The 14314-nt window shown below is 68.5% G+C and carries 9 protein-coding genes; 5 read left to right on the top strand and 4 right to left on the bottom strand.

All coding sequences use genetic code 11. The features are described from left to right. The first annotated feature begins 18 nt into the window (after positions 1 to 18). The 5 genes from QRN25_RS14055 (at position 19) to QRN25_RS14035 (ending at position 6507) form a co-directional block, all read left to right on the top strand. Positions 19 to 1224, top strand: coding sequence for an LLM class flavin-dependent oxidoreductase (locus QRN25_RS14055; RefSeq protein WP_285019968.1), 1206 nt, complete (start codon positions 19 to 21; stop codon positions 1222 to 1224). A gap of 141 nt (positions 1225 to 1365) precedes the next feature. Next, entirely contained in the window at positions 1366 to 2487 is a 1122-nt protein-coding gene (locus QRN25_RS14050) for an ABC transporter permease (protein WP_285019967.1), read from the top strand. After that, the gene (locus QRN25_RS14045; RefSeq protein WP_285019966.1) at positions 2484 to 3383 is read left to right on the top strand and encodes an ABC transporter permease; all 900 of its coding nucleotides are present in this window, start codon (positions 2484 to 2486) and stop codon (positions 3381 to 3383) included. Before QRN25_RS14050 ends, QRN25_RS14045 begins: the two co-directional genes overlap by 4 nt. After that, positions 3380 to 5176, top strand: coding sequence for a dipeptide ABC transporter ATP-binding protein (locus QRN25_RS14040; RefSeq protein ID WP_285019965.1), 1797 nt, complete (start codon positions 3380 to 3382; stop codon positions 5174 to 5176). Before QRN25_RS14045 ends, QRN25_RS14040 begins: the two co-directional genes overlap by 4 nt. 284 nt (positions 5177 to 5460) lie before the next feature. Further along, positions 5461 to 6507, top strand: coding sequence for a sigma-54 interaction domain-containing protein (locus QRN25_RS14035; RefSeq protein ID WP_285019964.1), 1047 nt, complete (start codon positions 5461 to 5463; stop codon positions 6505 to 6507). 172 nt (positions 6508 to 6679) lie between these two features. Here QRN25_RS14035 and QRN25_RS14030 read toward each other — a convergent pair whose 3' ends face one another. The 4 genes from QRN25_RS14030 to QRN25_RS14015 form a co-directional block, all read right to left on the bottom strand. After that, positions 6680 to 7726 carry an ABC transporter substrate-binding protein gene (locus QRN25_RS14030; protein WP_285019963.1) on the bottom strand — a complete coding sequence of 349 codons (1047 nt, stop codon included), beginning with the start codon at positions 7724 to 7726 and terminating at the stop codon, positions 6680 to 6682. Positions 7727 to 7743: 17 nt separating this feature from the next. Further along, positions 7744 to 10296, bottom strand: coding sequence for a TonB-dependent receptor plug domain-containing protein (locus QRN25_RS14025; protein ID WP_285019962.1), 2553 nt, complete (start codon positions 10294 to 10296; stop codon positions 7744 to 7746). Between the two features lie 321 nt (positions 10297 to 10617). Further along, positions 10618 to 12495, bottom strand: a complete 1878-nt coding sequence (locus QRN25_RS14020; protein WP_285019961.1) for an ABC transporter ATP-binding protein — start codon at positions 12493 to 12495, stop codon at positions 10618 to 10620. After that, positions 12482 to 14308, bottom strand: a complete 1827-nt coding sequence (locus QRN25_RS14015; protein ID WP_285019960.1) for an ABC transporter ATP-binding protein — start codon at positions 14306 to 14308, stop codon at positions 12482 to 12484. Before QRN25_RS14015 ends, QRN25_RS14020 begins: the two co-directional genes overlap by 14 nt. Between the last annotated feature and the right edge of the window lie 6 nt (positions 14309 to 14314).

The following is a 14314-nucleotide window of genomic DNA, read 5'->3' as shown; positions in this document are numbered from 1 at the left end:
CCTAGGAGCATCCGCACCATGACCCGTCCCGTGAAGCTGCTGTGGTATCTGACCGCGCCCGATGGCCCTTATCCCTGGGCGCCGGAAGGGCGCTGGCAGACTGGCTTCGACCACCTCGAACAGCTTGCCCGCACCATCGACAAGCTGGGCTTCTACGGGGCGCTGCTGGGGTCGAGCGCATACGAGAGCCTCGCCGTCGCCGCCGCGATGATCCCGGCGACCGAGCGGATGAAGTTCCTTGTCGCGCAGCACCCCGGCGAGCTTTCGCCGGCGGTGCTGGCGAAGTACGCGCAGACTTTCGACCATTTCTCGAACGGGCGGCTGCTGTTCAACGTGGTCAACGGCAACGATGCCGGCCTTGCGGCGCTGGGCGTGCATTACCCGCATGACGAGCGCTACGATTTCAGCTTCGAATATTGGGACGCCTTCCGCAAGGTCTACGGCGGCGACCGTGGCGGCTACGAAGGCGATTTCGTGAAGCTGGCGCCGCGCAGCGAGGGCGGCGCCCCCATGAGCGTATGGTCCGGGCCTTATCAGCCGGGCGGCGTTCCCTTGTGGGGCGCGGGCACTTCGGGGCCGGGCGTGGCGCATTCGGTGAAGCTGCTCGACGTCTATCTCAGCTTCGCCAACACTCCGCCGCTGCTGGGCGACAAGTTCCGCCGCGTCGGCGCGGAGGCGGCGAAGATCGGCCGCACGCTGGAATACGGCACCCGCCTGCAGGTGATCGTGCGCGAGACCGAGGAGGAGGCCTGGGCCTATGCCGACTGGCTGCTCGAACGCTCCTCGGTGGAACACGCCGAGCGCTCGATCCGGATGCGCCTGCCGCCCGGCGAGACGATCGAGAGCTATCGCAGCCCGGACCCGCAGATCCAGCGCAACATCGACACCGTCAAGTCCGGCCGCCTGCCCAGCGCGCGCGACCTCGAGGTCTATCCCAACGTCTGGGTCGGCCCGGCGTGGTTCGGCTTCGACATCATGGGGCCGTCGGCGGGCACCACGCTGGTCGGTTCGGCCGAGAATGTCGCTGCGCGCATCCGCGAATATGCGGAGCAGGGCGTGGGCGCCTTCATCCTGTCGGGCTTCCCGCTGATCTCCGAAGCGCACCGCGTAGCCGAACTGCTGTTCCCGCTGCTCGACCTCGACCACGGTTTCGACGTGCCCTCGCTGCGGGTGGGCGAGGCCCGCAAGGCGCCCGTGCGAGAGCCGGAGAGCGCGCTGGTCTGACGACCCATTTCGTCATTGCGAGCGAAGCGAAGCAATCCAGCGCGGTGCGGCGCCGCTCTGGCCACTATGCTCTGGATCGCCGCGGACCTGCGGTCCTCGCGATGACGAAACAGCCCCAATCTGCAACGGCAAGGATGCAAGATGGCGACGATCTATTCCGAGCAGAAACCCCCGGCGGCCAGCCCTCCGTGGACCGACGAGAACGCGGCGGACGAGGGCGCACGGTCCGAACGCCCGCGCCTGAGGCTGCCCGCCTGGCTGCCGTGGCTCGGCGGGCGCGTGCTGTCGGGGCTGGCGACGGCCTTCGTCATCTCGATCCTGGTCTTCGCCGCGACGCAGGCCCTGCCGTCCGATCCGGCGCGGGTGATCCTCGGCCCCGACGCGACCGAGGCGAGCATCCGCACGCTGCAGGCGCAACTGGGGCTCGATCAGCCGATCCTGGTCCAGTACGCGAAGTGGGCCGGACGCGCGCTGACCGGTGAGTTCGGCGTCTCGCTCGATTCCAGCGTTCCGGCCGGGCAGATCGTGGCGGATCGCTTCGGCAACTCGGCGGCGCTGATGGCGGTGGTGCTCGCGATCGCGGTGCCGCTGGCCTTCCTCGGCGGTGTGGCGCTGGCGATCCGCCGTGACAGCCGGGCCGACAACTGGGCGATGAACGCCATCATCCTGTTCAAGGCGCTGCCCGCCTTCGTGCTCGCGATCGGGTTGATCCTGCTGCTCTCGACCACGGTGTTCCCGATCCTGCCCGCGGTCTCGCTGCTCGATCCCGAAGTCTCGCCGCTGCTCCAGCCGGTGTACCTGGTGCTGCCCGCGCTGACCCTGATCCTCACCGTGGCGCCGTTCCTGCTGCGGCTGGTGCGCTCGGCGATGATTGAGACGCTGGAGGCGGACTATGTCGCCGCCGCGCGCCTTCGCGGCATCCCGGAGCGCCGGATCGTCTGGGCCCATGCCGTGCCCAATGCGCTGGTGCCGGTGATCCAGGGCATCGCGCTCACCAGCCGGCTGCTGCTGGGCGGCGGGCTGATCGTCGAGGTGGTGTTCAGCTACCCCGGCATCGGCAATGCGCTGAACGCCGCGATCGAAGTGCGCGACGTGCCGGTGATCCAGGCGATCACCCTGACGATGGCGGTGGGCGTGGTGCTCATCAACCTGCTCGCCGACGTGGCGACAGTGCTGGTGACGCCCAAGCTACGTACCTCCTCCCGTCCCCGGCTGCGCAACGGCACGCGCGCCAAACTCAAGCTGAAGGCAGGCGGAGTATGACCTCGAAACTGTCCGCGTTGCGCCGCGATCCGCAGGCGCGCCTCGGCCTCGTCTTCGCCGGGAGCGTGCTGGCGATGGCGCTGCTCGGCCCCGCGATAGCGCCGCAATCGCCGCTGGCGCTGGACGGGCCGACGTATGGGCTGCCGGGTGATCCGGGCGCCCTGCTGGGCTACGACTACCTCGGCCGCGACGTGCTTTCGCGGTTGCTGGCGGGTGGCCGTTCGGTGCTGTGGATGAGCTTCGCGGCCAGCGCCATCGCGCTGGCGCTGGGGGCGGTGATCGGCATCGCGGCGGGGCTGTCGAAGCGCTGGATCGACCACGCGGTCGTCTGGGGCACCGACGTGCTGCTGGCCTTTCCGGACCTGATCCTGGTGCTGCTGGTCGTCTCGATGCTGGGGCGCGAGCCATGGCTCATCGTGCTGACCGTGGCGGTATCCTTCGTGCCCGGCGTGATCCGGCTGGCGCGCGGGGTGACACTGGGCGTCGTCTCGCAGGAATACGTCGAGGCGGCGCGGCTCATGGGCTATCCGTGGTGGCGGGTGGTGCTGCTGGAAATCCTGCCCAACATCGCGACGCCGCTGCTGGTCCATCTGGGCATCATGCTGACCTGGGCGGTCGGCGTGCTCTCGGGCCTCAGTTTCCTCGGCTACGGCGTGGCGCCGCCCGCCGCCGACTGGGGGCTGATGATCAACGAGAACCGCGCGGGCCTGATGATCCAGCCCTGGGCCGTACTCGCCCCGGTTGCGATGATCGGCCTGTTCGCCCTCGGCACCAACCTGCTGGCGGAGAGCATCTCGCGCGCGGGTTCCCGCATCGGCGTGCGACGCGGCGTCAAGTCACGGGCACGCACGCAGATGCGCGGCAAGAAGCGCCGCCAGCGGGAGAATGAGGCATGAGCGTCGTCCCTTTCGTCAACGCGCTGCTGCAGGTGCGCGACCTTTCTGTCGCGATCGAGGACGGGCCAGAGATCGTCGGCGAAGTCAGCTTCTCGGTGCTGCCCGGCGAGATCGTCGGCGTGGTGGGCGAGAGCGGCTGCGGCAAGACCAGCATCGCCACCGCGCTGCTCGGTGACAGCCGCGCCGGGGCGGTGATCTCCGGCGGATCGGTGTTCCTCGACGGGCGCGACATCCTCGCGCTGACCGAGGCAGAGCGGCAGAAAGTGCGCGGCGCGGTGATTTCCCACGTCGCGCAGGATCCGGCGCTTGCACTCAACCCGATGCGGCGGATCGGCTCGCTGCTGGACGAGGTGCTGCGCGTCCACCTGCCCGATCTGGGCAAGTCCGCCCGCGAGGCCAGCATCGCCGAGGCGGCCGCCGACGTCGGCCTGCCCGCCACGCGCGAATTCCTGCGCCGCTTTCCGCACCAGCTCTCGGGCGGCCAGCAGCAGCGCGTGCTCCTTGCCCTTGCGGTGCTGCTGCGTCCGCGCCTGATCGTGCTCGACGAGCCGACCACCGCGCTGGACGTGACCACGCAGGCGCGGGTGCTGGCGACCTTGCGCGACTTGTGCCGGACACGCGGCATCGGCGCGGTCTATGTCTCGCACGATCTGGCGGTGGTGCGCGAACTCGTCGACCGGGTGGTGGTGCTCTATTCCGGGCACATCGTCGAAAGCGGCGGGCGCGACCAGATCTTCGAAAGCCCCGCGCATCCCTACACGCGCGGCCTGCTCGATGCCGTGCCCGACATCGCCGGGCGCCACGCGGTTCGGCCCATCCGCGGCCATGCACCCGCCTTGCAGGACCGGCCGGAGGGCTGCCGCTTCGCGCCGCGCTGCGCGCTTGCCAGCGCCAGTTGTACGCAGCGGCCTGGCCTGCGGGAAACGGGGCGCGATTTCGGTGACCGGCGCCTCGTCGCCTGCCATCATCCGATCCGGGACCGCCGCGACGACACGCCGATCGCCTCGCGCCTGATTTCTGCCGCCGCCGTGCAGCCGCTCGCCGTGCTGAAGGGGGTCTCGGCCAGCTACGGCGACAGTCAGGTGCTGTTCGACGTCGGGCTCGAACTGCCCAAGGGCTACTGCACCGCGCTGGTGGGCGAAAGCGGATCGGGCAAGACCACCTTCAGCCGCGCGCTGGTCGGCGCGGTGGAGGACGTGGAGGGCACGTTCGACTACGATGGCCGCCGCGTCCGGCTGTCGGGAGAGCGCGACATCGATCTGCGGCGGCGCATCCAGTACATCTTCCAGAACCCGTTCCGTGCGCTCAATCCCCGCCAGACGGTGGGGCAGATCCTGCGCACGGCGGCGCTGCATTTCTTCCCGATCCGCTCCGCTGATGCCGACAGGGAAGTCGCCGCGGTACTGGAGCGGGTCGCGCTCGCGCCCGAACTCGCGCGGCGCTATCCGCGCGACTTGTCCGGCGGCGAGCGCCAGCGCGTCGCCATCGCCCGCGCGCTCATCTGCAAGCCCGAACTGCTGATCTGCGACGAGATCACCTCGGCGCTCGACGTGTCGGTGCAGGCGGCGATCATCGACCTGCTGCGGCAGCTCCAGCGCGAATCCGACCTGACGATCCTGTTCGTCACGCATGACCTCGGCGTCGTGCGCGCGGTGTCGGATTTCGTGGCGGTGCTGCAGCATGGACGGATCGTCGAGCACGGCCCGGCCGATCGCCTGCTGGACCGTCCCGAACATCCCTACACCCGCGCGCTGATCGCGGATTCGCCGCGTCTGCGGGAGACCGCCGGGTGAGTTTGCGGCGCGCTTCAAAGCGCCGGGGATTTTACTACGTTCGTCATTGCGAGCGCAGCGAAGCAATCCAGGGCAGTTTTGCGCCGCCCTGGATTGCTTCGCTGCGCTCGCAATGACGAAAAACCATCGCGGCTAAAGGTCAGCTTCGCCGTCGCGAAGGATTCCCAACTGCATTGGTAGACAAATGGTGGTACAGTCGTTTTCGATAAGAGGAAGCGGACCACCGCACCGGCTGCAGGGCGCACCGGAATCATCCGGGGCGAATAAGGCACGGGGGGCTTCACATGCGCGACACCATCCTGAAATTCGAGGTTTCGGCCCTGGCGATCCGGGCGCGGACTTTCATCTTCTCCGACCCGCGATCGAAGGCGCTGCTGCCGCTGATCGCGCGCACCGCGCCCAGCGACGCCACGGTGATGATTACCGGCGAGACCGGCACCGGCAAGGAACTGGTGGCGCGCTACGTCCACCAGCAGAGCGGCCGGGCGGACCGTCCGTTCGTGGCGGTCAACTGCGGCGCCTTTTCCGAGACGCTGGCGGAGAGCGAACTGTTCGGCCACGAGCGCGGCTCCTTCACCGGCGCCACCAACGCCCGCGAAGGCTGGTTCGAGGCGGCCAACGGCGGCACCCTGTTCCTCGACGAAGTGGGGGATCTGCCGCATTCGCTGCAGGTGAAGCTGCTGCGCGTGCTGCAGGAACGCGAGGTGGTGCGCATCGGCGCGCGGCGGCCGGTCAGCCTCGACTTCCGCCTGATCGCGGCGACCAACGTGGACTTGCGCGCGGCGGTCGAGGCAGGGAAGTTCCGCGAGGACTTGTTCTACCGCCTCGGCGTGGTCACCCTGCCGCTCCTGCCGCTGCGCGAGCGACCGGCGGACATCCTCCCGCTCGCGCGGCATTTCCTCGGCGTCTACGGCGAGAAATCGGGCGCGCCGGCGATCTCGCTCAGCCCGGATGCCGAGGACGCGGTGTTCCACCATGCCTGGCCGGGCAATATCCGCGAGCTTGAGAACGTCATCCAGCGCGCCACGCTGGTGGCGCCGGGCAAGTTCATCGAGCCCGAGCATCTTGGTCTCGCAGCGGCTGTCCCGGGCGCGCGGACTGCGGGTCCGGCGCCCGTCGCGGATGCGCAAGGTCTCGATGATATTCGCTCGGCGCTGTCCAGGCTGATCTCGTTCGGAGAGCCGCAGTTGCTGGATCGCCTGATCGATCTGGCGGTGCGTGAGGCTTATGCGCTTTCCAACGAGAACCAGGTCCGCACCGCGCAGGCGCTGGGCGTGACCCGCAACGTGATCCGGACTTATCTCAAGAACGCGGGACTGATCGGGGACTGATGCCGCCCACCGTCTCGTCATTGCGAGCGTAGCGAAGCAATCCAGGGCCACGTAAACCGCCCTGGATTGCTTCGCTACGCTCGCAATGACGAGGATGGTGGGGTTACCGTCGGGGGTGTGTCAGCGGGCGGCGCGCAAGCTGCGGGATCGCTTTTACACACCGCCCGCCCTTTCACGCCGTCACGGCAGCCCGCTCACCCAGGCGGGCATAGGCGGCTTCCAGCGGCCGGCGGTCCACCCAGTCGGTCAGATCGAAGTCGCGGTCGAGCAGGTTGTGCACGAACATGAACCGCTTCTGCTGCTCGAACAGCGCGAGCCGTTCGTCCGAGAGGTCCGGGTGGAGATCGGCCAGCGTCTCGTCGCTGTAGGCGCGCGCCACGCCCTCGGCCCCGGCGCGGGTTTCGCCCTGCAGCACCTCGCGCACTTGCGCCTGGTTCGTCTTCGCCCATTCGGCCGCCGCCAACGTGCGCTCCAGGAAGCGGACGACGAGGTCGAAGTGATTGTCGATCAGATCCTGATGCACTGTGATCGGGCGCGGGGTGCCGTTGTTCACGCGCCAGCGCCGGTCGGGCAGGGCGTCGAGATCGATGCCGACTTCGAGGCCGAGGCGCTGCGCGGCGTCGATCGCCGAGGCACCCTTGACGTAAGCGGCATCGACCCGGCCGTCGACGAGGTCGGGCAGCCCGGTCCACAGCGACTGGAGCTGCGCGCGCGGATCGCCCTCTTCGCGCGGGTGCTGGCCGACCTCCACGAACGTCACGTCGTCGAAGGTCAGCCCGGCATAGGCGAGTGCGCCCTTGATGCCGTGCTGGCTCATCCCGCGCGCGATGCTGGAGCCGCGCACATGGGCGGCGTCCGGCTTTTCGGACCAGCCAGGCAGAGCGATGCGCTTGCCTTTGAGATGCTCGGGCCGGGTGATACCCGAACCGGGGCGCACGAGGATCGCCTGCGCCTCGTCGATCCAGGTCAGGCCGATCAACCGACTGGGCGCGCCCTGCGCCCGCGCCGCGATGGCGAGCAGGTTGCCGCCCTCGCGGATCAGCGAGGGCAACTGGTGGTCGTAATGGTGGCGGCCTAGATCCCGGTTGTCCTGCAGGGTGGCAACCTTGATCCCGTCGGCGGCGAATTCCTCGTCCAGCCAGCCCAGCTTGTAGGCAAGGCCGGTCGCGGTGGGCACCGGGCAGCGGGTGAACCAGATCGTGTCTATGGCGTCGGTCATTGGAAAGTCTCCTGCGTTTACCAGCGGTAGGAAAGAGTGGCGGAGTAGAAGCCGCCGAGCGGATTGACGGGGCTGTCCTGCACGTAGGCGACCGAGGAGAACGGCCAGCGCGAGGTGGCGTTCTTCGGGACTTGCGCGGGTTTCGTGTCGAACAGGTTGTTGACGTTGAAGCGCAGGCCGAGCCGCTCGGTGAATTCGTAGCCCGCTTCGAGGTCGGCGATGAAGATCCTGCCGACATCGACCAGTTCGATGGTGTTCGGCCCGCTCGCATGCGTGAGCGTGTAGGATCGGTTGATCTTGCCGTAGTACGTTCCGCGCAGGCCCAGCGAGAACGGGCCGGATTCCCAGTTCACCGAAGCGATGCCCTTGAGGCGCGGGGCGCGGTAGAGCACTTGCGCCTGCGTGCTGGCGGAGATCATCACGATGTTGAACTGCTGCAGCACTGCGGGGGTGTCGGCGATGTCGACGAACTTCGTTTTGTTGTAGTTGCCCGCAAGGCTCCAGCGCAGCGCGCCGGAGCCGACGTCGAACCTGCCGTCGAGCACCACGTCGACGCCGCGCGTGCGCGTGGTGCCGGCGTTGACCAAGTACGAGATGCTGTCGTCCGGCCCGAAGGTGGGCGAGGCGGCCTGTACCAGCACGCCCGAGCCGGGATGGGTGGATTCGCGGAACGCGCCGATCTGAGAAATACGGTCGCGCACGCGCACCTGATAGGCATCGATAGAAAGGTTCACGCCGCTCACCGGCTGCACCACGAAGCCCGCGCTGAAGTTGGTCGAGCGTTCGGGCTTGAGCGGTTTCGCGCCCAGCGCCTGCGCCTCGGGCGAGTTGACCGCGAGGATGTGGTTGGTCTGGTTCACCGTCACCCCGGTCTGGCGGAAGGTCAGCGCGGCCAGCGCCGGCGCCTGGAAGCCGGTGCTGGCAGTGCCGCGCAGCGCGAAACCGGGGGCGATCTCGTAACGGCCGGAGATGCGCCCGGTGACGACGTCGCCCGCGCCCTGATACCGCTCGTAGCGGGCGGCGAGATCGAGCGTCACCGCCGTGCCGGGCCGCAGTGAAAGCCCGGCGTAGAGCGCGTAGGAATTGCGATCGTCGCTCGCCGCGTCTTCCGGGCGCACGCCGGTGTCGGCCTGCGATCCGGCGTCGGACAGCGAGATCGGCTTGCCCGCGTTCGGCCCGTCGAGGATGGGCTGGCCGCCGTAGCCCCACGACTGTTCGTCGCCCTCGGTGCGGCGGTAGGTTTCGCGGCGGAACTCGGCGCCGAAGGACCAGTCGGTGCCGAAGCCCAGCAGCCCGTCCTCGGTGCTCCTGCGGATGTCGAGGTTCGAGGTCCAGGCGGTGTAGCGATAATTGCCGAGGAAGAAGTCGGTCTGGCTCTGGAGGCCGTAGCTGGGGCTGATGGAATCGTAGACGTAGGTGTCGATGTCGTCCTGTCCGTAGCCGCTGGACAGGTCCCAGTTCCAGCCGTCGCCGATCTCGCCGCGCAGGCCGAGCAGGGCGGAGAAGTTGTTCTCGACGATGCCGCTGTAGGGGGTGAACCCGTCGGGCCAGATCGCGCGCACGTTCTGGTCGCGCGAGGGGAAGCGGAAATGCTGCGGCGAGCGGCCCTTGCGCCACGAATAGTCGCCGAAGCCGTAAAGCTCCACACCGTCGCCCAGCGGCACGCCGAGATCGGCCGTGAACGAGGCGACCTGCGCGCGCGGCACGCCGCCAGCCGCGCCGAAGATCTTGTGGCGGTCCACCGTCGCCTCGCGCGGGTCGGGCGTCGCTCCGGCGGGGAGCGTGGGAGCGGTGGAGGCATTACCCGTGGGCAGCACCGGGTTGCCGCTCGCGTCGCGCGGGAAGTAGAACAGGATGTTGCCGGGCACGTCACCGTCGCCGAACAGCGCCTTCTGGTCGACGTACTGGCCCGAGACGTAGAGATGACCGCCGTCGCCGATCCCAAGGCCCGCGCCCGCGTTGTACTGCTGCAGCCAGCCGCCGCCCTGATAATACTGCCCGGCCCGCGCGCTGACTTCGCCGCCTTCGGAGGACTTGCGGGTGATGACGTTGATAACCCCCGCGATCGCATCCGAGCCGTAGATCGCCGAGGCCCCGTCACGCAGGACTTCGACGCGATCGATGGTGCCCAGCGGGATCAGGCCGAGGTCCACCGCCGCCACGCCCACGTCATTGACGCCGAGGCGTGCGGTGACGTGGCGGCGCTTGCCGTTGACGAGGACCAGCGTGTGCCCGCTGCTCAGCCCGCGCAGCTGTCCGGCGCGGATGAAGGTGTTGATGCCGTAGCTGGGCATGTTGGGCACGTTGAACGAGGGGAGGGTGTCGTTCAGCGTCTGCAGCAGGCTGGCCTGGTTGGCCTGTTGCAGTGTCTTTGCGGGAAGGACGTCGATCGGGGTTGGGCTGTTCTCGACCGTGCGCCCGGCGCTGCGTGCGCCGGTGACGACGATGTTGTCCGCTGCCTCCGCTTCCGTGGCCGCGTCCGCCAGCGCTGCCGCTTCGGCCCGGGCAATGCCGGGGGAAAGCAGGGCGAGGGCGGCGGCCCCCTGTGCGAGATAAGTCCTGAATGTCATGTGTCGTCGCTCCGAAACCATTTGTCGCTGTTCGTTTCGGCGGTCCGCCCCGGCATTGCCGTGCGCGGTTTGCCCCCGCAGGAGCATGGTTTGCAAAGACCGGGCCAAATGAATTTTCGATGAGATTTCGGGGGCTTTGTTGCATTCCGGAAATATAACTGCGTTGCGATCAGCAGGTGATGCTGGTTTGTCAGCAGAGTATTCAAAGTGCAGTCGGCTTATTTACTGACGTCATTGCGAGCGTAGCGAAGCAATCCAGGGCGCCGCTGAACTGCCCCGGATTGCTTCGCTACGCTCGCAATGACGATGTGGTGGGAAGTATCAGGCGGCCCCGCCGATCTCGACCAGACGCTCCACCGTGACTTCGGGCAGGGCACCGCTCTGGCGTTCGTAGGCCTCGTAAAGCGCGGCATAAGCGCCGCCGAGCGCGGTCAGTTCGCCGTGGCTGCCCAGTTCGATCACCTGCCCTTCGCGGATAACCGCGATCCGGTCGGCGTCGCGGATGGTGGCGAGGCGGTGGGCGATGATGATCGCGGTGCGCCCTTCGCACAGCCGCCGCAGCGCGCGCTGGATCATCCGCTCGGTATGGACATCCACCGCCGAGGTCGCCTCGTCCAGCACCAGTACCGCCGGGTCGGTCAGGTAGGCGCGCACGAGGCAGACCAATTGGCGCTGACCGTGGCTGAGGTTCGCGCCCAGCGGCCCGACTTGTGTGTGGTAGCCTTGCGAGAGGCGCCCCAGCACTTCGTCGGCATCGAGCGCGCGGGCGGCCTCGATCAGTTCCTCGTCCTCGGCCTCGGGACGGGCCTGCCGCAAGTTGTCGAGCACCGAGCCGCTGAACAGCACGTTGTCCTGCAGCACCACGCCCACCTGCCGTCGCAGGTCCGACTGGCGCATGTGCTTCACGTCGATGCCGTCGATCAGCACCGCGCCGCTCTGCGCCTCGTAGAAGCGGGTGAGCAGCTGGACCAGCGTGGACTTGCCGTGCCCCGTAGCGCCCACCACCGCGACGACTTCGCCCGCATGGATGTGCAGCGAAAGGTCGTGCAGCACTTGCGGCAGCACGCCGGGCGCGTAGGAGAAGCCGACCGACCGGAACTCCACCTCGCCGCGCAGCGCGAAGACGGGCACCGGCTCCTCGGCGTCGAGGATCTCCGGTCTGGTATCCAGCAGCAGGAACACCCGCTGGGCCGAGGCGGAGCCGGAGGCGTAGCGTTCGAACAGGTCGTTGAAATCCTGCAGCGGGCCGAGGAAGAGCATGACGTAGAACAGGCTCTGCGCCAGTTCGCCCAGGGTCAGCTGACCTTGCGCCAGACCATAGCTGCCGACCAGCAGGATCATCGCCATGCCCGCGGCGTTGAGCAGGCCGCTGAGCGGCGCGAACCAGCCCGAGCGCATGTTGCCGCGCACCAGCGCCCCGTCGAAGTCCTTGAGCAGCACGCGGTAGCGCGCCCGGTTGGGCTCCTCGCGCACCAGTTGCTGGATCATCCGCACGCCCGACACCGTCTCGACGAGGTGCGAGGTGAAGCGGCTGCGGTTCTCTGCGACGACGGCCCAGCTTTTTTGCGACACCCGCTTGAACAGCCAGGTTCCGAGGATCAGGAACGGCACCACGGTGGCGAGCGCGCCGAGCAGCAGCGGCGAGAGCAGCCACAGCATCACCGCCGCCCCGGCGAAGCGCAGCACGGCCGAGAGGATGTCCGGCGGGCCCTGCACCAGCAGCGCCTCCAGCGCATCGACGTCACGGTCGGCGCGCGAGAGGATGCGGCCTGCCTTGGTACGGTCGAAGTAGCCGACGCTGAGCGCCTGGATATGTTCGAAGATGCGGATGCGCAGGTCGTTCAGCACGCGCAGTGCGGCAGCGCCCGCCAGATAGCTGGAGACGCCTGCGAACAGGAACCGCGCCAGCCAGGTTACGGCAAGGCCGAGGCCCAGCCAGGCCAGCAGCCGCTCGTCCAGCGTCCACCCGGCCGCGCCCTCGACCAGTCCGTGATCGAGCAACTGGCCGATGAACCAAGGCCGGACAAAGACGATGCCGACCAGCAGCGTCTCCAGCGCGATGACCGCCGCCACCTGCCCGCGTACCGGGCCGAGCAGGGGAAGCAGGCGGCGGAACATGCTGCGGTCCAGCGCATGACGCGCCAGCATTTCCTCGATCTCGATGTCGCTGAGGACGCGCTTGTTGTCAGGCTGCGGCACGGTCGATTCCCAGAAGGTCGCGGTAGAGCGGATCGAGCAGGAGGTCCTCGTGCGCCCCGCTGGCGACGATGCGCCCCGCGCCGAGCACGAGGGTGCGGTCGGCAAGCAGCACGGACGAGAGCTTGCTGGTGATGAGCAGCACCGTCATGCGCCCACCGTGCTGCGAGCGCAGTCCCCGGATGTTGCGCAGCACGGTGCGCTCGGTGACGGCGTCGAGCGCGCTGGTGGCATCGTCGAGGACGAGGATGTCGGGCGCGGCTAGCAGCGCGCGGGCAAGGCACAGGCGCTGGCGCTGGCCGCCGGAAAGGGTGACGCCCCGGTCCCCGATACGGGTTTCGAGGCCGTCGGGCAGGCGGGCCAGAACTTCCTCCGCCCCGGCTAGGCGCAATGCTTCGACCAGCACGGCGTCGTCCGCATCGGGCGCGGCGGCGCGCAAGTTGGCGGCCAGCGTGTCGGAAAACAGGAAGATGTCCTGCGGCACGACATGGACGCGGCGGCGCAGTTCGCCGAGGCGCAGGCCGCGTGCGTCGTGCCAGCCAGCCGCGTCGGAGCCGACCGCCACCGACCCGCCATCGACGTCGGCAAGGCGCGGCAGGAGCGAGGCGAGCGAGCTTTTGCCCGACCCTGTCGCACCCACCAGCGCGACGATGCCGCCGGGCTCGACGGTCAGGTTGCAGGCATCCAGCACCAGCGTCTGCCCGCCCGGCGCGAGCAGGCGCACCGCATCGAGCCTGAGGCCGAGCGCGCCTGCGGGGAGGACGCCGGTGCCCGAATGGATCTCGGGTTGTTCGTCCAGCAAGTCCCAGATGCGCGCGGCGGAGGCGCGGGCATCTGCGAAGATGCGCATCACGCGGCCCACCGTCTCGACGCGGAACACCAGCGTCGTCGCGATCAGCAGGGCGGAGACCAGTTCGCCCACGCCCAGCTTTCCGGCGACGACGAGGTGCGCGCCGTAGACCATGATCCACACATGGCCGAGCGCCACCACCGCCTGCGGTATGGGAATGCGCGAACTGCACCAGGCCAGCGCATGGCGCGACTGGTCGAGGAAGAAGCCCACGTGGCCCCGGAACTTGCGGATGCGACCCTGTTCCAGCCGGAACGACTTTATGACGCGCACCCCGCCGATGCCTTCGGCCAGATCCTGATTGACCTGATCGTAGGCATCGCTGACGTTGCGGTCGAGCACCACCAGCGTGTCGGTCTGGCGCACGAAGATCCAGAAGCCCAGCAGCGTCAGCGCAAACGGCACCGCGCCCAGCACCCGGTCGTACCAGAACAGCAGCCCCATTGCGGCGGTGACGACCAGCGCCGTCTCCACCGTCTGGCGCCAGAATGCGACGAGGGCGTCGCGCAGCTTGTCGGCATCGCGGGTGGTACGGGTTATCATCTCGCCCATGCCGTGCTGCCAGTGGTAGCCGAGGTGCAGCGTCTGGACCTTGACGAGGATCTTCTCGCGCAGGGTCGAGAGCAGCGACTGGCTGGCCCGAATGCTGCACAGGCCCGAGATGTACTGCAGCACGCCTCGCGTCGCGGCGAGGCTGACGAGCAGGATCGCCCAGTGCCCGGCGACGGTGAGGTCGATCGTGCCGTCGGCGAGGCGAGTGGCCGCCTTGCCCGAGTTCACCGCATCGAGCGCACGCCCGACCAGCCATTGTTGCAGCGCAAGGCTGAGGTGCACCACTGTGAACAGCGCGAAGGTCACGCCGAACAGCACGGGAATCGTGCGGTAGAGCGCAAGGCTGCGCAGCAGGGGATAGGCCTTGAGAGGCGAAGGGCGGTGCGCGCTCGCAGCGAGGGAAGCGTCGGTCATGGGCTC

The sequence above is a fragment of the Novosphingobium sp. fls2-241-R2A-195 genome, assembly GCF_030209485.1.
Taxonomy (GTDB): domain Bacteria; phylum Pseudomonadota; class Alphaproteobacteria; order Sphingomonadales; family Sphingomonadaceae; genus Novosphingobium; species Novosphingobium resinovorum.
Note: the sequence above shows the minus strand (reverse complement) of the source record. Positions and strands in the feature narration are given on the sequence as shown.